Here is a 22,300-nt window from a genome sequence, read left to right on the forward strand (position 1 = left end):
CCGGTCGAACCGGGGGTGCACGCCCGCCATGTAGTCGAGCGCCTGGCGCACCCGCATCCAGCGGGGCAGCACGGCCACGTCGGCGATGAAGCAGACGTCGTGCATCAGGTCGCCGCGCTGCTTCCACGGGTCGCGGCCCAGGACCCGCAGCTCGCCCTCGTGCGAGACCAGGCCGAGGATGGCCTGGAGGGCGGTGCTCTTGCCGGCGCCGTTGGGGCCGAGCAGGCCGACGATGCGGCCCTCGCCGATGGAAAGATCCACGCCGGCCAGGGCCTGGGTGTTGCGGTAGGTCTTGCGCAGGTTGCGCGCTTCCACGACGGCCACGGCTCAGCCCTCCCCGGCTTCGTCATCGGCCTCAAGGGAGGCGAGCAGCTCCGGCCCGAGGCCCAGCCGCTGGATGGTCGTGCGGATCTCGGGCCAGCGCTCCGACAGGAACCGCTGCCGTTCGCCCTGCAGAAGCAGGGTCCGCGCGCCATGACTGACGAACATGCCGACGCCGCGCCTCTTCTCGACGAGATTCTCGTCGACGAGCTGCTGATAGGCCTTCAGCACCGTCAGCGGGTTGATCCGGCTCTCGGTCGCCACGCTGCGCACCGACGGCAGCGGGTCGCCCTCCCTGAGATGATCGTCAAGGATCATGGCGACGACCCGGTCCCGGAGCTGGCGGTAGATCGGCTGGCTGTCGTTCCATTCTGAGTCCATCGTCGGTTCCGGACAGTCCTGATCGGACCATCGTAATACGCTCCATGCCCGTCGGCCTGTAGTGGTGTTATACATGACTATAACACCTGTGCAAGCATTCACCTCCGGCGCCCGCGCGGCGGGGCGCCGATCCCGCTTCATATTCCCGCGAATTCCGCCATAACGGATCGACGGCCGCGGCCGGCTCCGGGGACAACGAGATTCGATGCCGCGTTTCCTGCTGATCGCACCACGGCCGCACTGGGACGCGGACTTCGCCGGGATCGAGGGCGGCGTGACGCGGGTCGCGCCCGTAGCCATCGCCACCGTCGCCGCCATGGCCCCGCCGGGGATCGAGGTCGTGCTGCACGATGAGGCGCTGGACCCGGTCGATTTCGACGCCCCGGCGGACTACGTCGGCATCACCGCCAACGTCTCCCAAGCCCGCAGCGCCATCGACATCGCCGCCGGATTCCGCGCCCGCGGCACGCCGGTGATCATCGGCGGCCCGCACATCACCCTCGATCCCGAAGCCTTCGAGGGCGCCTGCGACGTGGCGGTGACCGGCGAGTTCGAGGAGATCGCGGAAGGCTTCTACGCCGACATGCTGAGCGGGGCGCTGAAGCCGCGCTACGCCGGCGGGCGGCCCGACCTGACCCGCTCGCCGGTTCCGGCCTGGGAACTGTTCGACAACGACCGGGCCCTGGTCGGCGTGGTCCAGACCAGCCGCGGCTGCCCCTTCGAGTGCAACTATTGCGACGTGATCCAGTATCTGGGCCGCAACCAGCGCCACAAGTCGAACGACCAGGTCATCGCCGAGGTCCAGCGCCTCTATGACCTCGGCTACAACCGCATCGCCCTCGCCGACGACAATTTCACCGTCTACCGCAAGCGCGCGACCAGCCTGCTGGAGGCCCTGATCGCCTGGAACGGCGCGGAGGGGCGCGACTTCGTCACCTTCGCCACCCAGGTCTCGATCGACGTCGCCCGCGACGACGATCTGCTGCGCCTGTGCGCCGAGGCCGGGGTCAACAACCTCTTCATCGGCGTGGAATCCGTCAACGAGGAGAGCCTCAAGGCCAGCAAGAAGCGTCAGAACCTGAACACCGACATGGTCGCCCAGGTGCGCAAGGTGGTCAGTCACGGCCTCAAGGTCGAGGCGGCGCTGATGGTCGGCTTCGACGCCGACACCCGGCGCATCTTCGAACAGCAGCACGCCTTCGGCATGGAGCTGCCGGTCGGGACGTTCAAGATTTCATCGCTCGTCGCCCCCATGGCCACGCCGCTCTACGCCGAGATGAAGGCCGCGGGCCGTCTCGACCTCACCGGCGATCAGGCGCACTTCCCGGGCGCCGACATGGTGACCAACATCATCCCGGCCCAGATGACCAAGCGCGAACTGTACACGGGCACGAAATGGCTGATCAGCCGCCTGTACAGCCCCGACGCCTTCTGGACCCGCTTCCAGCAGATCGCCGGCGTGCTCGCGCCCAACCCGCTGCTCGCCCGGGGCAGCGGCCGGCTGCACAACACCGCAGCCCGCGAGAAGGCCAACCGGCACTTCGCCGGCATGATCCGCGCCGTCAGCCGGCGGGATCGCGACGTCGCCCGGGTGGTGACCCAGGCCAGCCGGCTGATGCGGACCCGTCCCGATATCCGCGACGGGCTGGGCGACGTGCTGACGACCTGGCTGCTGTCGCTGTACGTGCACCAGGAGAAGGGCGTCTACGATTCCGCCTGGGCCCGACTGCCCGCCCCGCCGTTCGAAACCTGCCGGGACGCGGCCTGAGCGTCAGGCGGCGACGGTCATCGGCTGCTCTTCCGGGCGTTCGATCAGGAAGATGCGGCCCAGGGCCGCGATCATCTCCAGCCAGCCGGTCAGCGCCGCCTCGTCCCGCACGTCCTCGTCCCGCGGCTCGAATTTCGACGACCAGCCGCCGCTGTACATGCGGCATTCCGAACAGACCGCGTCGGAGGTGCCGCACTTCTCCGCCCCCGGCTGCAGGTCGGTCTTGAAATAGCGCATCTGGCCGACCATGCGCGAATGGCAGTCGCGCGCGATCCCCGTCTCCGGATCGATATCGTACAGCGGCCCCGGCTGGGTCGCCCAGGCGTTGTAGGCGCGCGAATAGATGACCGTCTCCGGGAACTCGTCCATCAGCCGCGGCATCAGGTCCCGCACCTCGGCCAGGCTGCCCTCGTCCCAGCGCAGGTTGGATTCGGCGCTGGAGATGCGGAAGAAGGCGCGGTCGTTGGCCTCTCCCTCCTCCAGCTTGCGCAGATAGCTCTGCGTCGGCGAATACATGTTGAAGGTCAGCGGAAGGTCGTTGTCGCGGCAAATCTCCGCCAGCCGCCGCGCGTCGCCGAGGTTCGACCGGGTCAGGGTGTAGAGGATGATCGCCCGCCGGTCCCCGGCGTAGTTGCGGATGGCCTTGTGGAACGAACGGCCGCCTCTGAGGCTGGCGTCGACCTCCTCGTCCACGCCCCAGACCGAGACGCCGATCCGGTACGGAATCGCGGGGTCGATCCGGATCGTGCCGTTGGTGCCGATATTGCCGTACGGAAAATGCTGGCTGGCGGCGAACAGCCGCTCCTGCTCGAGGGCGGGCTCTGCGCCGACGAAATAGGCCATGGTCACGCCGCGCGCGCCCTCGGCCGCGAAGAACCGCTCCCACGCCCCCTGGTCCGTCACCTCCTCGGGCGCGGAAAAGCCGTCGCGGAAATAGTAGCAGCCTTCGCAGAACAGATTGCAGCGGGTGGCGACCTCGTAGAAGGCCGGCTTGCGGAAGGCCCGCACGACCCGCTTGGCTTCCTCGTACGGCGCGGCCAGATGCGGCGCCCCCTTGAGCAACGCCCCGAGGCGAACCAGGCGACCCCGCCGGCTATCCATCGAAATCACTCCGGTGCGGAAGGTCAGCGAACATCGTCCACCATCTCATGTCCGGAGGTTGCGGGGAAGCCAGAGGTTTCAGCGACTTGCGCCCCGTCGCACGTCGACGGGGGCAGGACGCCCCGGCTTCTTAGCTCCGCGGCGAGCAAGCGCGAAAACGCCTGCGCCCCGGGGCCGTTCAAATGCTGGTTGTCCGCGAACAGGTCGTGGCGCGGCCCGAACGCGGGGTCCCGCCAGTGGTCCGAGACAACCACACCCTCCGTCGCCAGCCGGGCGGCCATGGCCTCGAACTGCCGCACCCGCCCGCCCAGCTTCCGTTCGGTGCTGGCCCGCACCGCCTCGGTCATGGGCGGAACCACCAGAATCATGACGCCGCCGCTGGCCCGGACGCGCCGGTTCATCCGCCGCAGCGTCTCCTCGGACCGCCGGGCGATCGATCCGTCGTAGTAGTCGATCCGCTCCAGGTGCTCGGCCTGTCGTTGCGCGGAAGCCTCGGCGTCCGCGGCCGCGAGCACCGGGTCGAGCGTGTACCGGTCCCGCGCCGCCCAGTCCGTCGGCGGCGGCGGCGGCGGGGCGAGGCCCAGCTGGTGCCGGAGCACCTGGAGCCGGCCGCCCCAGGCGTCATAGCCGAGCGCGGGCGTCAGGGCGGTGACCAGGACCTGGCGCCAGTCGCCGCCGACCGTTCCGAAGCGGCCGTGACGGAACAGCAGCCGGTGAAACTCGCGCCGCCGGCCGCCGCGCTCGCTGGCGGCCGCGCCGTTGTCGTAGGACTGGGCCGTCGGCGCGGCCACCACGATCCAGTAGCGCGGCGGCGACGGCCCATCGAGGATCAGGTCGGCGATGGCCCCCACCTCGAACAGGTCCTGGCCGTTCCAGTAGTAGTCGGCGCCGTCGACGCACATCTGCGGATAGCGGACCGCGACCCCGACAGAACCGCCCAGGGTCACGGCGTCGCGCCCCTGGATGGCGGGCAGGGCGTCGAGCATCTGGCGCTGTTCGCCGGTGTCGTCGACGAGCCAGCTGAGGCCGTTCAGCGCCATCAGAAGCAGGAAGCCGAGGCCGAAGAACTGCAGGAGCCTGATCATGCGCGGCCCCTCAGAAGTTGAAATAGATGAAGCCGGACCGGTCGAAGGTCCCGAGCACGAGGATGGCGGCGGCGACGGCGTAGTAGAAGGCCCAGGCGGTCGGCAGGCCCCTGTCCGCCAGCCGTTCGAACACCGGGCGCCGCGCGTCCAGCCACTGGTAGATTTCCAGGCCGACAATGGCGAGCAGCACGGTTCTGGGAACGAAGCCTATGTCCGCCAGGCTGAAGGCGAGGCCGCCGACCTGTCCGGGCAGCTCGCCCATACGCATCCAGATCCGCATGGCCGCCGACCAGTCGGCGGCGTTGACCAGCGAGCCGAGCAGGATGAGGAACAGCCACAGCACCAGCCGGTTGCTGTTGTCCTGCACCAGGCGGACGCCGCGGTCGCCGAGGCCGACGGCGCCCAGCACGGAGCGGGTCGCCTTGGCCAGCCCCCGGTTCCGCCGCACCGCGCCCTCCAGAATCATCACCGTTCCGGCGATCAGACCGGCCGCCAGCCAGGTCCAGGCGGCGCCGTGCCAGAAGGAGATGATCGCGATCGTCAGCAGGGTGGCCGCCGGCTTGCGCCAGCGGCCGCGACCGGCGCGCGCGATCGGCATGTAGACGTAGTCGCGGAACCAGGTCGTCACGGTGATGTGCCAGCGCTGCCAGAACTCGCTGATCGAGGCGGCGGCGAGCGGCCGGTTGAAGTTGCGGGTCAGCCGTATGCCGAGAATGAGGCTCGAGCCGATGGCGATGTCCGCGTAACCGGAAATGTCGGCGTAATACTGGTAGATGCTGCCCATCGAGGCGAGGATCACGGCCAGCGGCGAGTGGTCCTGCGGGGCCGACAGCACGCCCGGCACGACCTCGGCCAGGCGGTCGGCGATGACCAGCTTCTTGAAGTAGCCGATCAGCATCATCGCCCCGCCGGCCGCGGCCAGACGGACGTCGAACAGGTGCTTGCGCCGCAGCTGGGGAAGCAGATGCCCCGGCCGCTCGATCGGCCCGGCGATCAGCTGGGGGAAATACATGACGTAGACGGCGAAATAGCCGAGGTGCCGCTCCGGCTCCCGGCGGCGGCGGTAGATGTCGATCACATAGCCGAGGGTCTGGAAGGTGTAGAACGAGATGCCCAGCGGCAGGATGATGCTGATCGGCTCGAAGGCGCCGGGCTCCCCGCCGCTCCACAGGCTCATCGTCGTGTTGGCCGCGAGGGCGAAATATTTGAAGAACAGCAGCAGGCCCAGATTGCTGGACAGGCTCAGCGCCAGCAGGGCGTTGCGGCGCCACCGGCTCTCGACCCCCGGCAGCACCCGTCCGACGGCATAGTCGATGCCGGTGGTCAGCCACAGCAGCGGCAGGAACTCCAGCCGCCAGCTGCCGTAGAAGACGTTGCTGACGAGCAGCAGCACGAGCCATCTGAACCGCTGCGGCGTGGCGTAGTACAGCGCCACCACCACCGGCAGGAACAGCAGATAGTCGATCGAATGGAAATTCATCGCGCGCCGCCGCCGCTCGCCCGCGGCGGGGCCGGGCGAACCGCGACCGCCTGACGGCCTTCGGGGCGGAGCACGAAATCGACGCGGCAGGCCATGCGTTCGCCGGGCTCGGGCACGAGCTCCAGCCGGTCCAGAACGGTCCCCAGGGCCACGATCATCTCGGTGCGGGCGAAGGCGGAACCGACGCAGCCGCGCGGGCCGGTCCCGAACGGCGCCCACAGCAGGCGGCGGCGGACGTCCGGGGCGCCGCCCAGGAACCGCTCCGGCCGGAAGGCGTCGGGCGCCTCCCACCATTGGCGGTTCCGGTGCATGGCGTACAGGCTCAGCACCGTGGTGAAGCCGCCCGGGACGGTCTCGCCGTCGACATCCAGATCGCGGTTGGCCTCACGGATCAGGTGCATGATCGGCGGGTAGAGGCGCAGCGTCTCGTTGATCACCGCGCCGGCGACCGGGAACGCCCCGGCGTCGAAGGGCGCCGTGGGCCGCGCGCGCCACTCCTCGCGCAGGCGCGCCTGCCAGTCGGGATGCTCCGCCAGCAGCCACAGCGCCCAGGCGAGGGCCGAGGCGACGTTGTCGTGGCCGGCGTGCAGGAACAGCAGCATGGTGTTGAGGTCGACCGCCGTCTCGCCGCTCGTGTCGCTTCCGGATCCGGCCGCCTCCCGCTCAAGCGCGACGGCCGCCAGGGGCCTGAGGTCATCGAGGTGGGTCGTCAGCGCCGCTGTCTCGTGCGCGTCCATGGCCAGGGCGGTCGCCTCCACCAGAGGGTCCGCGCGCCGCGCCGCCTTTTCGTCGCAGAAGAAGCTGCGCCAGAGGCTGTCGAGCGAAAGCCGCCGCGCGTCCCGGATGACGTCGATCGCGGCGCCGTTCGGCGTTCCGGCCCATTCCCCGACGACGCGCTCGCAGGCCAGGGCGATACGGGCCTCGGGCGCATCGGCCCCCGGCATGTTGAACGGCTGCAGCAGCTGCCGCCTCTGGCGCCGCCAGTCGGCCCGGTCGCCGCGCACCAGGTTGTCGCCATAGCTGGCCCCGAGCATCCGGTCGTGCAGCCGGGCGCGCGGAAAGGCTCCGTCCTGGTTCTGGAGAACCTCGTGCACGGCGTCGGGAGCGGCCAGCAGCACCAGGCGGCGGCCGGCGGCGCGCGCCTCGACCACCGAACGCTCGAGAATCTCCGGCGGCCAGTGCGCCTCCGGATCGCGCAGCACCCGTCCCGCCCCGGGCAGGACCAGAGGAAAGCGCCCGCGGAACTCCAGCTTCGGCGGCTCGCCGTTCATTTGTCGATCGTCCCCGGCTGACCGGGGCGGAACCCCGCCTGGTCGCAACCCTGCCCCGGCGTCGATATCCGCCCGCACGCGCGAGTCGTGTCAATCAGGGACGTGGTTCAACCGCCGGCTTGTGCGGGAAAACCTGCCCCGGCCCGGTTCCGCACCAGGTCCTCGACCACCGCCGGGTCCGCCAGGGTGGAGGTGTCGCCCAAGGCGCCGACCTCGTTCTCGGCGATCTTCCTCAGGATGCGGCGCATGATCTTGCCCGACCGGGTCTTGGGCAGGCCGGGGGCCCACTGGATCACGTCGGGGGCGGCGATCGGCCCGATCTCGCTCCGCACCTGGGCGATCAGGTCCTTGCGCAGCGCCTCGCTCGGCTCGACGCCGGCGTTTAGCGTCACATAGGCGTAGATGCCTTGGCCCTTGATGTCGTGCGGGAAGCCGACCACCGCCGCCTCGGCCACGGCCTCGTGCAGCACCAGGGCGCTCTCGACCTCGGCCGTGCCCATCCGGTGGCCCGAGACGTTGATCACGTCGTCGACCCGGCCGGTGATCCAGTAGTAGCCGTCCTCGTCCCTGCGGCAGCCGTCGCCGGTGAAATACTTGCCCGGATAGGCGCTGAAATAGGTGTCGAAGAAGCGGGCGTGGTCGCCCCAGACCGTGCGCATCTGCCCCGGCCAGCTGTCGGTGATACAGAGATTGCCGGACGCCGGCCCTTCCAGCACCACGCCATCGGCGTCGACCAGTTGCAGTTCGACACCCGGCAGCGGTTTCGTCGCCGAGCCCGGCTTCAGATCCGTCGCGCCCGGCAGCGGCGAGACCAGCACGCCACCGGTTTCGGTCTGCCACCAGGTGTCCACGATCGGGCAGCGCCCCTCGCCGACCACTTCGTGATACCAGCGCCAGGCCTCTGGATTGATCGGCTCGCCGACGGTGCCGAGCAGGCGCAGCGAGGCGCGGGACGTCGCCTTCACTGGCCCGTCGCCCTCGCGCATCAGCGCCCGCAGCGCCGTCGGGGCGGTGTAGAAGATCTCGACCCTGTGCTTGTCGACCACCTGCCAGAAGCGGCTGTGGTCCGGCCAGTTCGGCACGCCCTCGAACATCAGCGTCGTCGCGCCGTTGGCCAGCGGGCCGTAGACGCAATAGCTGTGGCCTGTGACCCAGCCGACGTCGGCGGTGCACCAGAAGACCTCGCCGGGGCGGTAGTCGAACACCAGCTCATGGGTCCATGACGCCCAGAACAGGTAGCCGCCCGTGGTGTGCAACACCCCCTTCGGCTTCCCCGTCGAGCCCGAGGTGTAGAGGATGAACAGCGGATCCTCCGCCTTCATGGGCTGGCAGGGGCAGTCGTCGGAGACCCCGTGCTTGGCCTCGCCGTAGCGCACGTCGCGGCCCTCGACGATCGGGATGGCGGCGTTGGTGTGCGAGACGATCAGCACCTTCTCGACGATGGCCCCCGCCTCCTTGCGCAGCGCCGCATCGACATTGGCCTTCAGCGGCACCCGCCTGCCGCCGCGCAGGCCTTCATCGGCGGTGATCACCACCTTCGAGCCGCAGTCCTCGATCCGGCCCGACAGGCTGTCGGGCGAGAAGCCGCCGAACACCACCGAATGCACCGCCCCGATCCGCGCGCAGGCCAGCATGGCCACGGCCGCGGCGGGGATCATCGGCAGATAGATCGTGACGCGGTCGCCCTTCCCGACACCCAGCCCCTTCAGCACATTGGCCATGCGGCACACCTCGCGGTACAGCTCGCGATAGCTCAGCTTGCCCGACTGGGCCGGATCGTCTCCCTCCCAGATGATCGCGGTTTCGTCGCCGCGCGTCTCCAGGTGCCGGTCCAGGCAGTTCCAGGCGACGTTCAGCACCCCGTCCTCGAACCAGCGGATGCGGAAGTCCGCCTTGTCGAACGACACGTCCTTGATCTTCGACGGCGGGGTCATCCAGTCCAGCCGCCGGGCCTGCTCGCCCCAGAAGGCGTCCGGCCGTTCACGCGCCGCGGTTCTCGCCGCCTCGTAGCCGGCGGCGTTCATACGGGCGCGCTGCGCCCATTCGGAGGGAACGGGATAGACGGCGGGCTGATCGGTCATGGGCGGGATGCTGCCCCCGGAGACCGGCACGGTCAACGCGGCGGCGGCGCCCCTCAGGCCCCCGCCTTCGCCGCAGGGCGGGCGCGGCAGGCCTCGAGCCAGCGGGCCAGATGCACGAACTCCTCGGGCGGCCGGTAGCGAACCAGCCTCGCGAAATCGAGCCCGACCACGGCGACGATGTCGGCGATGGTGAAGCGGTCGAGGGCGATGAATTCCCGCTCGGCCAGGTGCCGGTCCAGGGTCTTCATGAAGCGCTCGGCCGCGGCGCGGTTGTACTCGGCCACCTGCGGCAGCTGCGTCGCCTCCAGCGCGGCCAGCGCCGGATGCGAATGCCGCACGCTCAGCATGATCGGATTGGCGAGGTAGAACTCGGCCCGGCGGGTCCACATCTCGACCACCGCCTGCTCGCGGGCGTCGTGCCCGAACAGGTTCGGCTCAGGGTACAGCGACTCCAGATAGCGGCCGATGGCGATCGACTCGGAAATGGTCGTGCCGTCGTCCAGCGTCAGCGACGGCAGGTGCGGCACGCCGACCCGTTTGCGGTACTCCGGCGTCCGGTGTTCGCCGGCGAGGATGTCGACCTCGATGACCTCGACATCCTCGATGCCCTTCTCGGCCATGACCCAGCGCACGCGGCGGGGATTGGGCGCGCGGTGCGAGGTGTAGAGCTTCATCGATCAGGTCTCCGGCGTCAGCGGAATATGGAGGCCGGCATCGCCCCCACAACCGCCGCCGTCATCAGCGTCGCCAGGAACCCGGCGAACAGGGCCTTCCACACCATGCGCAGCACCTCCTCGCGGCGCTCTGGCATCAGCACGCTCAGGCCCGTCACGGTGATCCCGACCGAACCGATGTTGGCGAAGCCGCACAAAGCATAGGTCATCAGCATCCGCGTCCGCTCGCTCATCTCGCCGACCGGGATCTTGCCCAGTTCGATGAAGGCGACGAACTCCGTCAGCGTCAGCTTGACCCCCAGAAGCCAGCCGGCCTTGCCCGCCTCCGACCACTCCACTCCGGTCAGCCAGGCCACCGGCATGAACACCCAGCCCAGCAGGCGTTCGACCGTCACCTCGCCGCCGAACAGCCAGAAGCCGCCCAGCATGACGTTGACCAGCGCCACCAGGGCCACGAACACGATCAGCACCGCCGAGATGTTCAGCACCACCATCAGCCCGTCGGCCGTGCCCTTGACGATGGCGTCGATGGCGCTGTCGTATTTCAGGGCCGAGTCATAGTCGGCGTGCGCCCCGCCCTCGCCGGGCGTCTCGGGAATCATGATCCGCGCCAGCAGGATGCCCGCCGGCGCCGAGACGATCGAGGCGACCAGCACATGGCCCGCTGCGCCGGGCAGCACCGGGCCGAGAATGGCGGCGTAGGCCACCATGGTCGATCCGGCCACCGTGGCCAGCCCCACCACCATCAGCAGGAACAGCTCCGACCGGGTCAGCTTGTCCAGATAGGCCCGGATCACGATCGGGCTCTCGATCATGCCGAGAAATATGTTCGCGGCCACGGCCAGCGCCGACGCGCCGCCCAGCCCCATGGTGCGCTGGAACAGGATGCCGAACCCGTGGGTGACCCATTTCAGAACCTTCCAGTGCCACAGCAGCGCCGACAGGGCCGAGATCACGAGGATCAGCGGCAGCACCTGGAAGGCGAAGGTGAACAGGGCCGGCTGGTTGGTCACCGCATAGGGCTGGTCGCCCCCGGCCAGATAGCCGAACACGAACTGCGTGCCCCGCTGGGTCGCGGCGTTCAGCCCGTCGACCGCGCCCGTGATCGCCGCCAGCACGTTCTGCGAGCCGGGGATGGCGAACAGGGCCAACACCAGCGCCGCCTGCACGGCGATCGCACCGAGGGCCAGTCTCCACGGGAAGGCGCGCCGGTTCTCGGACAGTCCCCAGCAGGCGGCGACGATCACCACCAGACCCAGAAGGCTTTGCAGGTTCAGGACGCTGAACATGGACGCTTTTCCCCCGACCGGCTCCCCGCCGGTCCCGCCCGTTGAACGCCACGCGCCCCGGAATGGCAAGCCGCCGACGCGCTGATCGGCGCGCGGGTAACCATGACGCGAATTGGACGCGCCGCGGCCAAGGTTCCGCTCCACCCCCGCCTACAGTTCGCCCTCATCCCGGCGCGCCATCACAGAACCGTGATCACCACGGCGACAGGGAGAACGACGATGCGAAAGGCTCTGATGCTGGCCGCCGCCAGCGCACTGGTTCTGTCCGCCTGCCAACCGGCGGAAAAGGCGGCCCCTTCCGACTACGCCGCCGAAGAAACCGGGGTTCAGATCGGGATCGCCCCGGCCGTCCCGGACGCCGCCGCCAGGGCTCCCCGCGCGGTCGCCCCGCCGCCCCGGAACCCGGTCGTCGAGGCCGACGCGACCGCCGCCCTGAACGCCCGCCCACAGGCCGCGGTGTCGGAGTCGGCGTCCCCCGTCGAGGTTCAGGCGGAACTCGCGCCCGTCCGCCCCGCCGCGCTCGCCCCGATCGCGCGCATCGCCTACGCCTTCAGCTATGTGATGTCGGTGCCGGTCGACCGGGGCGCCGAGCTGATGAGCCGGCACGAGTTCGCCTGCGTCACGGCCGGCCCCGGTCTCTGTCAGGTCGTTTCGGCCAGGGCCGACTGGGCCTCGCGCCGGCCGGGCGGTCAGCTGGAGCTGCGCGGTCAGCCGGAGTGGATCAACCGCTTCCGCGCCGGCCTGGCCCTGGACGCGCGGAACGCCGGCGGCCGGCTGGAAGAGGCCCTGACCGAGGGCGAGGACGTCACCGGCGGCATCGACGCGGCCACGGCGGGGGCGAAGACGACCGCCACCCTCGCCGAACGCATCCGCGACCTGCAGCGGCGTTCGGGCGGAACCCTGGCGCAGCGGCTGGAGATCGAGCGGCAGATCGGCCAGCTGCAGCGGCTCTACGACGAGCAGCAGCTGGAGCTGAAGGCCCTCAACGACCGGGTTCAGTCGGCCCGGCTCACGCTCGAATACCGCGAGGGCGGCGTCATGGGCGCGAACAGTCCGACCCGGCCGGTCGCCCGCGCCCTGTCCGACGCCTTCGGCCTGTCGATGGGCATGCTGGCGGTGCTGATCACCATGGGATCGGTGCTGCTGCCCGTCGCGGTGATCGGCGGCGCGGTCTGGTGGGCGGCGGTGCGGCGGAAGAAGCCGGCGGCGGCCTAGCCGCCCCGCACCAGCCGGCCGTAGTCTTCCATCAGGCCGAGGCTGAGGGCGCCGGGGGTGAATCGGTATTCGCCGATCTCGCTCACCGGCGTCACCTCGGCGGCCGTTCCGGTCAGGAAGCATTCGCTGAACGTGGCCAGCTCCTCGGGGCGGATGTGGCGCACGACGACCTCGATCCCCCTGGCGCGGGCCATCTCGATCACCGTCTGGCGGGTGATGCCGTCGAGGATGGCGTCGACCGGCGGAGTGTGCAGCACGCCGTCCTGGACGAAGAAGACGTTGGCCCCGGTCGCCTCGGCGACGTAGCCGCGCCAGTCCAGCATCATGGCGTCGGCGTAGCCGCGCCGCTCCGCCGCCGTCTTGGACATGGTGCAGATCATGTACAGGCCCGCCGCCTTGGCCGCCGAAGGGGCCGTGGCCGGGTCGGGGCGGCGCCATTTCGACCACTCAAGCCGGATGCCGCGCGCCTTGGTCTCAGGGTCGAAATAGCTGGGCCATTCCCACACCGCGATGGCGACGCGGACCTTGTTGTGGATGGCCGAGACGCTGACGGTCTCGGGGCCGAGGAAGGCCACCGGCCGCACATAGCAATCCGACAGGCCCATCTTCTCGCAGGTCGCCTTGCAGGCCGCGTCGATCTCGGCCACGCTGTACGGAAGGTCGAAATCCAGCAGGTTTGCAGAGCGCTTCAGGCGTTCGCTATGCGGGGTCAGCTTGAAGATTTCGCCGCCATACATACGCTCACCCTCGAAAACCGACGAGCCGTAGTGAAGGGCATGGGTCAGAACGTGCGTTTTCGCGTCCCGCCAGGGCACGAAATCGCCGTCCATCCAGATCCAGCCGTCACGATCGTCGAAAGGAACGAAGGCCATTGAATAACGTCTCCCGCGTCTGCCCCCGGGTTAGACCCGTCCGAACCGCCCAGGTCAACGGCCCGGCCGCCGACCGGATCGCTTGCGCATGAGCGATCTGCGCCCCTATGGCCGGTCAGGGCCTGTCGCCGGCCCCGGCGCGGGCCGCCATCTGCTGGTGGTCGACGACGACGACCGGATCCGCGAGCTGCTGAAGGAATTCCTCGCCCGCGAGGGTTATCGCGTCACCGGCGCGGCCCATGCGGCGGCGGCGAAGCGGCTGATGGAGCTGATCGAGTTCGACCTCGTCGTTCTCGACGTGATGATGCCCGGCGAGAGCGGCTTCGACCTGACCACATGGGTCCGCTCCAAGGCCGAGACCTCGAAGACGCCGGTGCTGCTGCTGACCGCCAAGGGGGACCCCGACGACCGCATCGAGGGACTGTCGCGCGGCGCCGACGACTATATGTCCAAGCCGTTCGACCCGCGCGAGCTGGCGCTGCGCGTCGACGCCATCCTGCGCCGCACCGGCGGCAAGCCCCTGACCCCGCGCGAGATCAAGCTGGGTCCGGCGGTGTTCGACATGGAGCGGCTGGAGCTGTCGAAGGACGGCAAGCCGCAGCGCCTGACCGAGGCCGAGGCCCAGTTGCTCAAGACCCTCGCCATCCACGCCCACGCGCCGGTCGAACGGATGAGCCTGTCGCCGGACACCGCCGACATCACCGGCCGCGCCGTCGACGTCCAGGTCACCCGCCTGCGCCGCAAGCTGGAGGCCGATCCCAAGAACCCGCGCTATCTCCAGACCGTGCGCGGCGTCGGCTATATGCTGGCCCCGGACTGAGCCGCCGATGCGGTGGCTCCCCGCCAACGTCTGGGCCCGGGTGCTGAAGCGGCGCCTGCCGACCTCGCTATGGGGCCGGTCGCTGCTGATCATCGTTCTGCCGGTGCTGGTCATGCAGGTCGCCGTGACCTGGGCGTTCTTCGACATGCACTGGCAGACGGTGACGGCCCGCCTGTCCGAGGGCCTCGCCGGCGACATCGCCTGGGCGTCCGAGAGCTACGCCGAGGACCCGACGCCGGGCAATCTCGCCGTCATCGCCGACCGCGCCCAGCGCTCCATGTCCCTCTCGGTCGATCTGCGTGAAGGCGACGTCCTGCCGCGCGAGCAGGAGCGCGGCCCCATCGGCGTCGTCGACCGCACGCTGGAAGAAGCCCTGACCTCGCGCCTCGACCGGCCCTTCTGGTTCTCGACCACCCAGTATCCGGCCTATGTCGACATCCGGGTGCAGCAGCCCGACGGCGTGCTGCGCATCATCGCCCCGCGCGAGCGCGCCGTCGCCACCCAGGCTCACATCTTCGTCGTCTGGCTGTTCATCGCCACCGTCCTGCTGATGGGGGTGGCCATTCTGTTCATCCGCAACCAGGTCCGCGCCATCGAGCGCTTGGCCGAGGCCGCCGAAGCCTTCGGACGTGGCGAGGCCCGCGAGCGCTTCAAGCCCCACGGAGCCCGCGAGGTGCGCGCGGCGGCGCAAGCCTTCATGGACATGCGCGACCGTATCCAGCGCCATATCGACCAGCGCACCGCCCTGCTCGCCTCGGTCAGCCACGACCTGCGCACCCCGCTGACGCGGCTGCGGCTGGAACTGGCCCTCGCCCCGCCGTTCAAGCGCGCCTCGGCCATGCAGGGCGATCTCGACGAAATGGAGCACATGATCGACGAATACCTCGCCTTCGCCCGCGGCGAGGCCGGCGAGGCGGCGCAGACGGTCGCCGTCGGCGATCTGCTGGCGGTGGCGGCGGAGGACGCCCGTCGCGCCGGCGCCGAGGTCGAGATCCAGGCGCCGCAGGGCCTGACAGCCACCCTGCGCCCGCTCGCCATCAAGCGCGCCCTGGCCAATCTGGCCGGCAACGCCGCCGCCCACGGCGAGCACGTCCGGCTGGGCGCGCGCACGCTCCCGTCCGGCGGGCTGGAGATCACCGTCGAGGACGACGGCCCCGGCATTCCCGACGACATGCACGAGGAGGCCTTCCGCCCCTTCTCCCGGCTGGACGCCTCGCGCAACCAGAACCGCAAGGGCGTCGGCCTCGGACTCGCCATCGCCCGCGACGTGGCGCGCAGTCACGGCGGCGACATCACCCTCGACCGCAGCGAGCTGGGCGGCCTGCGCGCCGTCATCCGCCTGCCCGGCTGAGGCCGATCACAATTCATGGCGGCCACTGGCGAAGCGTCGCAGCGGGGCGCATCTTTCAGGTCGACAGGGCTCTGGAGGAACATGATGCGCAAACTCGCCTTTCTCGCCCCCCTCGGCGCCGTCCTCGCGGTCGCCGCCGGGCCCGCCATGGCCGACCCCGCCTCCATCACCGTCACCCTCGGCCCCGACCTGCAGCAGAAGGCCGAGGAACTGGGCGAACGCGACGTCCGCGAGCAGGCCGACCGCCTCGCCGAGGTCGTACGCCGGACCCTCGCCCGCAGCGGCGGCCTTGACGGGGCGCGGATCGATCTGGTGCTGACCGATCTGAAGCCCAACCGGCCCACCTTCGAACAGCTGGCCGACCGCCCGGGGCTCGACGGCCATCGCAGCATTTCGATCGGCGGCGCGGCCATCGAGGGCAGCATCACCACCGCCGACGGCGAAGTGCTGCCGGTGCGCTACGACTGGTATTCCAACAATCTCGCCGAGGTGCGCGGCTATTCCACCTGGCAGGACGCCGACCGCGCCTACCAGCGCCTCGCCAGCCGTCTGGCCGACGGGCGCTACATCAGCCGCTGAGCGTTCGGGCGCGCGCAACGGCGGCCTCGACAGCGGCCCCGGCCGCCCGCTCGAGGTCGCCGGCCGCCGCCATCGCGTCGAGCCCGGCCCGTGTCGTGCCGCCCGGCGAGGCGATGCGGGCGATCAGGGCGTCGAGGGGTTCGCCGGTCCCGGCCGCCGCCCCCGCCGACCGCAGCGCGCCGCGCGCCAGCCGTCCGGCCGCGTCGGGCGCAAGCCCCTGCGCCTCGCCCGCCCGGGCCAGGGCCTGAACGAAGGCGTGGATGAAGGCCGGGGCCGAACCGGCCACAGCCGTGGCCGCGTCCATCAGGGCCTCGCGGTCCAGATCGACCACCTCGGCGATCGGGGCGAACAGCCCCCGGGCCGCCTCCCGCGCCTCCCCGTCCGCGGACCACAGCGCGGCCACGCCCCGGGCCTGGGCCACGCCGGTGGTCGGCATCGCCCGGGCGACGCGACGCCCGGCCATGGCTGCGATATCGTCGGCCCTGACGCCCGCCATTACCGAGACGATCACGGCCCCGGCCGGCACGCTCTCGAGCAGCGGACCCAGCGCGTCCCGCCAGTTCGCCGGCTTCACCGCCAGCACCACGGCGCGGGCCCGCGTCAGGGCCTCGCGCGGGGGATTGATCGCCGCGCCGAGCCCCCGCGCCGCCTCCGCGGCGGGCTTTTCGGAGGGGGTCAGGATGATCAGGTCGGCCGGCGGGACCGCGCCCGTCGCCAGCCAGCCCTCGAGGATGGCCGAACCCAGCCGGCCGCAGCCCACCAGAACCACGGCGCCGTTCGATGGCTTGTCTGTCATGGCCTCAGGCCGTGCCGATGGTCTCGAACAGGCAGGAGTCGATCGCCTCCTGCGGCTTCTTGTTGCCGCGGATCATGAAGTCGAAGGCGGGATAATAGCGGTCCGCCGCCTCGACCGCGGCGTCGATCATCGAGGCCGCCTGCCCCAGGGTCGGCCGCTCGCCCATCGGCAGGGCCAGCGAGTGCCGGAAAACGATCTCGCCGTCCTCGGCCCAGACCTCGAAATGCCCCATCCAGGTGCGCTGGTTGATCAGGCCGACCAGTTCATAGGCCGCGGCGCGGCGGGCCTTCGAGGCCTGCAGGTCGAGGGCGCAGCACAGCTGCAGGCAGTCGCCCTCCGGCCGCCAGGCGAACCACAGCTCATAGTCCTTCCAGTCGCCGGCCAGGGCGAAGGCCAGATCGCCCTCGTCGGTGCGGTCGAACGGCAGGTTCTCGGCCACCAGGACATGCTCCACCACGTCCAGCGGATCGTAGGGAACCTCCACTTCTTCGGGCCGGGCAGTGTCCATCAAGGCGTCTCCGGGCGCGACTCACGCCCTCTCAGGGAACGGTAGGCGGGTTCGCAGATTCGGCTCAACCGGCTGCGTCCTGTGCGGGAGAAGCCGCTGTGGACGTTCCCTTTTGAGGCTTCTTCGCGGCCTTCAGGGTGGCGATTTCGGCCCGCAGCGCAGCGATTTCGGCCTTCAACACGTCGAACTCGTCGCGCCGGACCAGATCCATGTCCGCGGCGAACCGGTCGGCCTGGGCGCGGAAGGCGGCCTTGGCCTCCTCGCCGGCGGCCTGGGCCAGCCCCATGGCGCCGGTGGTCAGCTTGGCGAATTCGTCGAGGATGGGGTTGCGGGTCTGCATTGGGAACACTCCGACTCGGGCACGCGATCGTCGTTAACTGATGGTTGCCCGATATGGTGAACGAAACCTTGCTGTCGATGCGTCCTATGGCCGGATTGGGGCGGACAGGGCGTCGAAATTCCGGGGACGGGCGCGGCGACGCTTGCTAAACCCGTCCCGAGATCCGGCCTGCAGGAGCGCCCGTGCCCTTTCCCGACATCAAACCCGTCCTGTTCAGCATCGGCCCGGTGGACATCCGCTGGTACGCCCTCGCCTACGTCGCCGGCATCGTCCTGGGCTGGTGGTACGCCAACCGCCTGGCCCGCAACAACGCCGTCTGGCAGCCCGGGAAACCGCCGGTCACGACGGTCCAGCTGGACGACCTGGTGCTGTGGATCACTCTCGGCATCATCCTCGGCGGCCGCTTCGGCTACGGCCTGTTCTACAAGCCGGAACTGTACGCCAGCCTGTTCACCGGGAGCGACTGGGGCGAGCGCCTGGCCCTGTTCCGGCTGTGGGACGGCGGCATGTCGTTCCACGGCGGCCTGATCGGCGTCAGCCTCGCGATCGTCTGGTTCGCCTGGAAGAACAAGGTCCGCCTGCTCAGCCTCGGCGACCTGGTCGCGCCCGTCGTGCCGATCGGCCTGTTCTTCGGCCGCATCGCCAACTTCATCAACGGCGAGCTGTGGGGCCGCCCCACCGACGCGCCGTGGGGCATGGTGTTCTGCAACCGCACCATCGAGACGATGTACGGCTTCTGCCCCGCAGGGCTCGAGCCGCGCCATCCCAGCCAGCTGTACGAAGCGGGACTGGAGGGGATCGCCCTGGCGGTGATCCTGTGGCTCGCCGTCTACAAGGGACGGCTGCTGGCCAAGCCCGGCTACGTCACCGGCATCTTCCTGTTCGGCTACGGCCTGGTGCGGGCTTCGCTCGAGAACGTGCGTCAGCCGGACGTCGGGCTCGAGAACCTGCCGCTGGGCCTGACCATGGGCATGATGCTGTCGATCCCGATGATGATCGTCGGCGCCTGGCTGATCTGGCGCGCCTGGCGCCGGCCGCCGGTCGCCGCGGAGGGCTGAGTGTCGCTGCGCGATCGTCTGGCGCGTGAGATCGCCCTGACCGGGCCGATGACGGTCGCAGACTACGTCACCCGCTGCCTTCACGACCCGCAGGGCGGCTACTACGCCACCCGGCCCGCCATCGGCGCCGCCGGCGACTTCATCACCGCGCCGATGGTCAGCCAGATGTTCGGCGAGCTGATCGGCCTGTGGGCGGTCGAGCTGTGGCAGCGGCTGGGCGCGCCCGAACGGGTGCGGCTGGTCGAGGTCGGGCCCGGCGACGGCACGCTGATGGCCGACGCCCTGCGCGCCGCCCGGCTGGCTCCGGAGTTCCTGCACGCCGTCGACCTGGTCCTGATCGAGCCCAGTCCGCCCCTGCGCGCGGCCCAGGCGCGGATGCTCGCCGACAGCGACGTCCATCCCCGCTGGGTGGCCTCGCTCGACCGGATCGAGACCGACGCCCCGGTCATCCTGATCGCCAACGAGGTTCTGGACTGCCTGCCGGCCCGCCAGTTCGTGAAGACGGACGACGGCTGGGCCGAACGCTGCGTCGGAGTCACCGACGACGGCGCCCTGACCTTCGGGCTCAAGAGCATCACGGCCGGCTTCAAGCGCCCCGCCTACGAGGTGAAGCCCGGCCAGACGGTGGAAATCTCCGAACAGCAGGCCGTGTTCGGGCGCGAGGTGGCGGCCCTGGTCAAGGCGGCGTCGGGCGCGGCCCTGCTGATCGACTACGGCCGCGCCCGGCCGGGAGCCGGCGACACGCTGCAGGCCCTGCACCGGCACCGGAAGGTCGATCCACTGGCCACGCCGGGCGAGGCCGACCTGACCCCGTGGGCCGACTTTCCGGCGGTGCTTGAGGCGGCGGTGCGCGCCGGCGCCGATGTCACCGGCTGCCTCGGCCAGGGCGAGTTCCTGGGGCTGCTCGGCATCGAGGCCCGCGCCGACCGGCTCACGGCCGGCCGCCCGGACGCCGCCCCGGTCATCGACCGCCAGCTCGCCCGTCTGACCGCCGACGACCAGATGGGGACCCTGTTCAAGGCCTGCGCCATCTTCTCGCCGAGGAGTCTGATCATCCCCGGATTTGAATCCTGACGCCCCCTCCCCCAAACCCGTCGTCCCCGGGCTTGACCCGAGGATCAGATTGACCGGTGCTGGGTGTGAGATTGACGCAGCGCCTCAGGGTGGGCGGTCTTTGACGCACAGTCCGCCCCAACCTCTGATCCTCGGGTCAAGCCCGAGGATGACGGAGAAAGAGTAGATGCCCCTCACGCCCATCACCCACCCCCTCCTCACCCTCCCCGGCGTTCGCCACGGCTTCTTCACCCGCCGGGGCGGCGTCTCGACCGGAATCTACGAAGGGCTGAACACCGGCGTCGGCTCCAGCGACGACCCGGCCGCCGTGGCCGAAAACCGCCGCCGCGTCGCCGCCCACCTCGGCGGAACGGCGGACGACATCGCCGCCTGCTACCAGATCCATTCGGCCGTCGCCCGCGTGGCGGAAGCGGGCTGGAAGGGGGAGCGGCCCGAGGGCGACGCCACCGTCAGCGCCGCGCCCGGCGTCATCTGCGCCGTCCTGACCGCCGACTGCGCTCCGATCCTGCTTGCAGACGCCGAGGCCGGCGTGGTCGGCGCGGCGCACGCGGGCTGGAAGGGCGCGCTCGGCGGCGTCGTCCACTCGACCGTTGCCGCCATGGAGGCGCTGGGGGCCCGCCCGGGCCGCATCGCCGCCGTCGTCGGCCCCTGCATCGCCCAGGCCAGCTACGAGGTCGGGGCGGACTATCAGGAGCGGTTCGAACACCACGACGCCGGCAGCGGCCGCTTCTTCGCCCCAGGCGCGTCGGCCGACAAGCGGCTTTTCGACCTTCCCGGCTATGTGCTGTGGCGGCTGGAGCAGGCCGGCGTCGCCGACGCCGCCTGGACCGGCGACGACACCCGCACGGACGCGGCGCGCTTCTACTCCAACCGGCGGGCGTATCTGAACGGGGAGGCCGACTTCGGCCGGATGATGAGCGCGATCAGCCTGGGCTGATCTCCGGCGGTGATCAGCCCGCCATCGCCATTTCCGGCACGCGGACGACCTCGCGCCAGGCCTGCGGATTGGCCAGCAGCTCGCGGACCAGCAGGTTGTTGATGTGGTGGCCCGCCTTGACGCCCTCGTAGCGGCCCAGCAGGGGCGCGCCCAGCACATACAGGTCGCCGATGGCGTCCAGCGCCTTGTGCTTGACGAACTCGCGCTCCATCCGCAGCCCGCCGGGGTTGAGGATCTGGTCGCCGTCGATGACCACGGCGTTCTCCAGCGAACCGCCGCGCGCCAGGCCGGCCTTGCGCAGCGCCTCGACCTCATGGGCGAAGCCGAAGGTGCGGGCGGCCATGATCTCGTTGCGGAAGGGTTCCTCGTCGACGACGAAGTCCACCACCTGATTGCCGATCACCGGGGTCGGGAAGTCGATCTCGAAGCGCATCTCGTAGCGGTCGCACGGCAGCAGGGCGGCGGTCTTGTCGCCCTCCTGCACCCGGATCGGCTCGAGGATTTCGATATAGCGGACCGGAGCCTCCTGACGGCGGAAGCCGGCGCGGTCCAGCAGCTGGACGAACTGCAGCGCCGAGCCGTCGAGGATCGGCAGCTCGGGCCCGTCCACCTCGACCACGGCGTTCGACACGCCCAGGGCGGCGAAGGCGGCCATCAGATGTTCGATGGTCGACAGGCGAACGCCGGCGGCGTTCTCGATCATCGTATTCAGGCGCGCGTCGACGACGGCCTCGCCCGAGACCGGGATGCGGTTGTCGCGGTCGGTGACGTCGGTGCGCACGAAGACGATACCCGTGCCGACCGGCGCCGGGCGCACGGCCAGACGCACGCGGTCGCCCGTGTGCACGCCCACGCCGGCGATGATCGCGGGCGCGACGGTCGTCTTCTGGTGATGGTCGTTGCGGACCGGCAAAACTCAAACTCGCTTCAACTTGCGCCCCGCCTCTGCGTGCGGAGTTCGCCCCACGAACCGTCTACCGGCGTGGGAGCCAGCGGAAAATGAAAGTCGGGTTTCGGATTGTTTCGTTAACGGGAGGCAGCCGGCGGCGGGCGGCAGGTCCGTTGCGCCTTGTCGCCACCGTGCAAGCGAAAGGGCGGCCCGGAGACCGCCCTTCCCCTGATGTCTGCTGCCTGCTGCCGGAGACCTAGTTGGCCAGACGCCGCAGGAAGGACGGGATTTCCAGATCGTCCTCGGCCTGCCCCTGATCGGGCTCGGGCGTCGGCTGGACCTGGCTGGTCGCGCGCATTTCGGTCGTCCGCGACTGCGGCGCATAGGTCGGCTGGGCCGGCTGGCGCTTG

22 protein-coding genes are annotated in these 22,300 nt (G+C 70.2%); 8 read left to right on the top strand and 14 right to left on the bottom strand.

The features are described from left to right. A partial coding sequence (locus tag VGD32_RS05435) for an ATP-binding cassette domain-containing protein (RefSeq protein WP_331030887.1) occupies positions 1 to 324 on the bottom strand: 324 nt, incomplete at its 3' end. A 3-nt stretch (positions 325 to 327) separates the two neighbouring features. Then, complete coding sequence (locus VGD32_RS05440; RefSeq protein ID WP_331030888.1) at positions 328 to 702, bottom strand: GntR family transcriptional regulator; 375 nt, start codon at positions 700 to 702, stop codon at positions 328 to 330. A gap of 205 nt (positions 703 to 907) precedes the next feature. Between VGD32_RS05440 and VGD32_RS05445 the strand changes: the two genes are divergently transcribed. Next, positions 908 to 2,470, top strand: coding sequence for a radical SAM protein (locus tag VGD32_RS05445; protein ID WP_331030889.1), 1,563 nt, complete (start codon positions 908 to 910; stop codon positions 2,468 to 2,470). A gap of 3 nt (positions 2,471 to 2,473) precedes the next feature. Here the strand turns inward: VGD32_RS05445 and VGD32_RS05450 are convergent, their stop codons facing one another. From VGD32_RS05450 to VGD32_RS05480, 7 genes are all read right to left on the bottom strand, one after another. Beyond that, positions 2,474 to 3,571 (bottom strand): hypothetical protein, encoded by a 1,098-nt coding sequence (locus VGD32_RS05450; protein ID WP_331030890.1) that lies wholly within the window; start codon positions 3,569 to 3,571, stop codon positions 2,474 to 2,476. A gap of 23 nt (positions 3,572 to 3,594) precedes the next feature. Then, positions 3,595 to 4,656 carry a hypothetical protein gene (locus VGD32_RS05455; protein ID WP_331030891.1) on the bottom strand — a complete coding sequence of 354 codons (1,062 nt, stop codon included), beginning with the start codon at positions 4,654 to 4,656 and terminating at the stop codon, positions 3,595 to 3,597. Between the two features lie 10 nt (positions 4,657 to 4,666). Beyond that, complete coding sequence (locus VGD32_RS05460; RefSeq protein ID WP_331030892.1) at positions 4,667 to 6,136, bottom strand: MBOAT family O-acyltransferase; 1,470 nt, start codon at positions 6,134 to 6,136, stop codon at positions 4,667 to 4,669. Continuing rightward, positions 6,133 to 7,407: a cytochrome P450 gene (locus tag VGD32_RS05465; protein ID WP_331030893.1), complete on the bottom strand. Its 1,275-nt coding sequence runs from the start codon at positions 7,405 to 7,407 to the stop codon at positions 6,133 to 6,135. Before VGD32_RS05465 ends, VGD32_RS05460 begins: the two co-directional genes overlap by 4 nt. Positions 7,408 to 7,514: 107 nt before the next feature. Beyond that, a complete protein-coding gene (gene acs / locus VGD32_RS05470) occupies positions 7,515 to 9,488 on the bottom strand; it encodes an acetate--CoA ligase (RefSeq protein WP_331030894.1) in 1,974 nt (657 codons plus the stop codon). Positions 9,489 to 9,541: 53 nt separating this feature from the next. Continuing rightward, positions 9,542 to 10,162 (bottom strand): glutathione S-transferase, encoded by a 621-nt coding sequence (locus tag VGD32_RS05475; protein ID WP_331030895.1) that lies wholly within the window; start codon positions 10,160 to 10,162, stop codon positions 9,542 to 9,544. Positions 10,163 to 10,179: 17 nt separating this feature from the next. Further along, positions 10,180 to 11,451: a NupC/NupG family nucleoside CNT transporter gene (locus VGD32_RS05480; RefSeq protein WP_331030896.1), complete on the bottom strand. Its 1,272-nt coding sequence runs from the start codon at positions 11,449 to 11,451 to the stop codon at positions 10,180 to 10,182. Positions 11,452 to 11,670: 219 nt separating this feature from the next. On the opposite strand from VGD32_RS05480, the gene VGD32_RS05485 reads away from it, so the two are divergent. Continuing rightward, the gene (locus tag VGD32_RS05485) at positions 11,671 to 12,666 is read left to right on the top strand and encodes a DUF4349 domain-containing protein (protein WP_331030897.1); all 996 of its coding nucleotides are present in this window, start codon (positions 11,671 to 11,673) and stop codon (positions 12,664 to 12,666) included. Here VGD32_RS05485 and VGD32_RS05490 read toward each other — a convergent pair. Continuing rightward, positions 12,663 to 13,538, bottom strand: coding sequence for a branched-chain amino acid aminotransferase (locus VGD32_RS05490; protein ID WP_331030898.1), 876 nt, complete (start codon positions 13,536 to 13,538; stop codon positions 12,663 to 12,665). The two genes, VGD32_RS05485 and VGD32_RS05490, sit on opposite strands and share 4 nt — an antisense overlap. Before the next feature lie 88 nt (positions 13,539 to 13,626). Between VGD32_RS05490 and VGD32_RS05495 the strand changes: the two genes are divergently transcribed. The 3 genes from VGD32_RS05495 to VGD32_RS05505 all read left to right on the top strand — a co-directional run bounded on the left by VGD32_RS05495 (position 13,627) and on the right by VGD32_RS05505 (position 16,288). After that, complete coding sequence (locus tag VGD32_RS05495; protein WP_331030899.1) at positions 13,627 to 14,358, top strand: response regulator transcription factor; 732 nt, start codon at positions 13,627 to 13,629, stop codon at positions 14,356 to 14,358. Positions 14,359 to 14,365: 7 nt separating this feature from the next. Beyond that, on the top strand, positions 14,366 to 15,709 hold the full coding sequence (locus VGD32_RS05500; RefSeq protein WP_331030900.1) for an ATP-binding protein: 1,344 nt from the start codon (positions 14,366 to 14,368) through the stop codon (positions 15,707 to 15,709). Between the two features lie 84 nt (positions 15,710 to 15,793). Beyond that, positions 15,794 to 16,288 carry a hypothetical protein gene (locus tag VGD32_RS05505; RefSeq protein WP_331030901.1) on the top strand — a complete coding sequence of 165 codons (495 nt, stop codon included), beginning with the start codon at positions 15,794 to 15,796 and terminating at the stop codon, positions 16,286 to 16,288. Here the strand turns inward: VGD32_RS05505 and VGD32_RS05510 are convergent. The 3 genes from VGD32_RS05510 to VGD32_RS05520 form a co-directional block, all read right to left on the bottom strand. After that, on the bottom strand, positions 16,278 to 17,084 hold the full coding sequence (locus VGD32_RS05510) for a pyrroline-5-carboxylate reductase family protein (protein WP_331030902.1): 807 nt from the start codon (positions 17,082 to 17,084) through the stop codon (positions 16,278 to 16,280). The genes VGD32_RS05505 and VGD32_RS05510 overlap by 11 nt on opposite strands. Before the next feature lie 4 nt (positions 17,085 to 17,088). Then, complete coding sequence (locus VGD32_RS05515; protein WP_324817364.1) at positions 17,089 to 17,592, bottom strand: YbjN domain-containing protein; 504 nt, start codon at positions 17,590 to 17,592, stop codon at positions 17,089 to 17,091. 64 nt (positions 17,593 to 17,656) lie between these two features. After that, positions 17,657 to 17,932, bottom strand: coding sequence for an accessory factor UbiK family protein (locus VGD32_RS05520; RefSeq protein ID WP_331030903.1), 276 nt, complete (start codon positions 17,930 to 17,932; stop codon positions 17,657 to 17,659). Positions 17,933 to 18,114: 182 nt separating this feature from the next. Between VGD32_RS05520 and lgt the strand changes: the two genes are divergently transcribed. The 3 genes from lgt to pgeF all read left to right on the top strand — a co-directional run bounded on the left by lgt (position 18,115) and on the right by pgeF (position 21,001). After that, positions 18,115 to 18,990 (top strand): prolipoprotein diacylglyceryl transferase, encoded by an 876-nt coding sequence (gene lgt, locus VGD32_RS05525; RefSeq protein ID WP_331030904.1) that lies wholly within the window; start codon positions 18,115 to 18,117, stop codon positions 18,988 to 18,990. Next, on the top strand, positions 18,991 to 20,064 hold the full coding sequence (locus VGD32_RS05530; protein ID WP_331030905.1) for a class I SAM-dependent methyltransferase: 1,074 nt from the start codon (positions 18,991 to 18,993) through the stop codon (positions 20,062 to 20,064). It begins immediately after the preceding gene. A gap of 166 nt (positions 20,065 to 20,230) precedes the next feature. After that, complete coding sequence (pgeF, locus tag VGD32_RS05535) at positions 20,231 to 21,001, top strand: peptidoglycan editing factor PgeF (RefSeq protein ID WP_331030906.1); 771 nt, start codon at positions 20,231 to 20,233, stop codon at positions 20,999 to 21,001. 13 nt (positions 21,002 to 21,014) lie between these two features. Here pgeF and lpxC read toward each other — a convergent pair whose 3' ends face one another. Further along, the gene (lpxC, locus tag VGD32_RS05540; RefSeq protein WP_331030907.1) at positions 21,015 to 21,914 is read right to left on the bottom strand and encodes a UDP-3-O-acyl-N-acetylglucosamine deacetylase; all 900 of its coding nucleotides are present in this window, start codon (positions 21,912 to 21,914) and stop codon (positions 21,015 to 21,017) included. Positions 21,915 to 22,300: the final 386 nt, after the last annotated feature.

Origin of the sequence: Brevundimonas sp., from assembly GCF_036402095.1 — a bacterium.
Classification (GTDB): domain Bacteria; phylum Pseudomonadota; class Alphaproteobacteria; order Caulobacterales; family Caulobacteraceae; genus Brevundimonas.

Excerpts from the sequence above, each read along its gene's own strand:
- VGD32_RS05505 (WP_331030901.1), top strand. The coding sequence starts at position 15,794 with ATGCGCAAACTCGCCTTTCTCGCCCCCCTCGGCGCCGTCCTCGCGGTC.
- VGD32_RS05510 (WP_331030902.1), bottom strand. The coding sequence starts at position 17,084 with ATGACAGACAAGCCATCGAACGGCGCCGTGGTTCTGGTGGGCTGCGGC.
- VGD32_RS05490 (WP_331030898.1), bottom strand. The coding sequence starts at position 13,538 with ATGGCCTTCGTTCCTTTCGACGATCGTGACGGCTGGATCTGGATGGAC.
- VGD32_RS05445 (WP_331030889.1), top strand. The coding sequence starts at position 908 with ATGCCGCGTTTCCTGCTGATCGCACCACGGCCGCACTGGGACGCGGAC.
- VGD32_RS05500 (WP_331030900.1), top strand. The coding sequence starts at position 14,366 with ATGCGGTGGCTCCCCGCCAACGTCTGGGCCCGGGTGCTGAAGCGGCGC.
- VGD32_RS05465 (WP_331030893.1), bottom strand. The coding sequence starts at position 7,407 with ATGAACGGCGAGCCGCCGAAGCTGGAGTTCCGCGGGCGCTTTCCTCTG.
- VGD32_RS05475 (WP_331030895.1), bottom strand. The coding sequence starts at position 10,162 with ATGAAGCTCTACACCTCGCACCGCGCGCCCAATCCCCGCCGCGTGCGC.
- VGD32_RS05495 (WP_331030899.1), top strand. The coding sequence starts at position 13,627 with ATGAGCGATCTGCGCCCCTATGGCCGGTCAGGGCCTGTCGCCGGCCCC.
- VGD32_RS05460 (WP_331030892.1), bottom strand. The coding sequence starts at position 6,136 with ATGAATTTCCATTCGATCGACTATCTGCTGTTCCTGCCGGTGGTGGTG.
- VGD32_RS05485 (WP_331030897.1), top strand. The coding sequence starts at position 11,671 with ATGCGAAAGGCTCTGATGCTGGCCGCCGCCAGCGCACTGGTTCTGTCC.
- acs (WP_331030894.1), bottom strand. The coding sequence starts at position 9,488 with ATGACCGATCAGCCCGCCGTCTATCCCGTTCCCTCCGAATGGGCGCAG.
- VGD32_RS05480 (WP_331030896.1), bottom strand. The coding sequence starts at position 11,451 with ATGTTCAGCGTCCTGAACCTGCAAAGCCTTCTGGGTCTGGTGGTGATC.
- VGD32_RS05450 (WP_331030890.1), bottom strand. The coding sequence starts at position 3,571 with ATGGATAGCCGGCGGGGTCGCCTGGTTCGCCTCGGGGCGTTGCTCAAG.
- VGD32_RS05515 (WP_324817364.1), bottom strand. The coding sequence starts at position 17,592 with ATGGACACTGCCCGGCCCGAAGAAGTGGAGGTTCCCTACGATCCGCTG.
- VGD32_RS05440 (WP_331030888.1), bottom strand. The coding sequence starts at position 702 with ATGGACTCAGAATGGAACGACAGCCAGCCGATCTACCGCCAGCTCCGG.
- VGD32_RS05455 (WP_331030891.1), bottom strand. The coding sequence starts at position 4,656 with ATGATCAGGCTCCTGCAGTTCTTCGGCCTCGGCTTCCTGCTTCTGATG.
- pgeF (WP_331030906.1), top strand. The coding sequence starts at position 20,231 with ATGCCCCTCACGCCCATCACCCACCCCCTCCTCACCCTCCCCGGCGTT.
- VGD32_RS05520 (WP_331030903.1), bottom strand. The coding sequence starts at position 17,932 with ATGCAGACCCGCAACCCCATCCTCGACGAATTCGCCAAGCTGACCACC.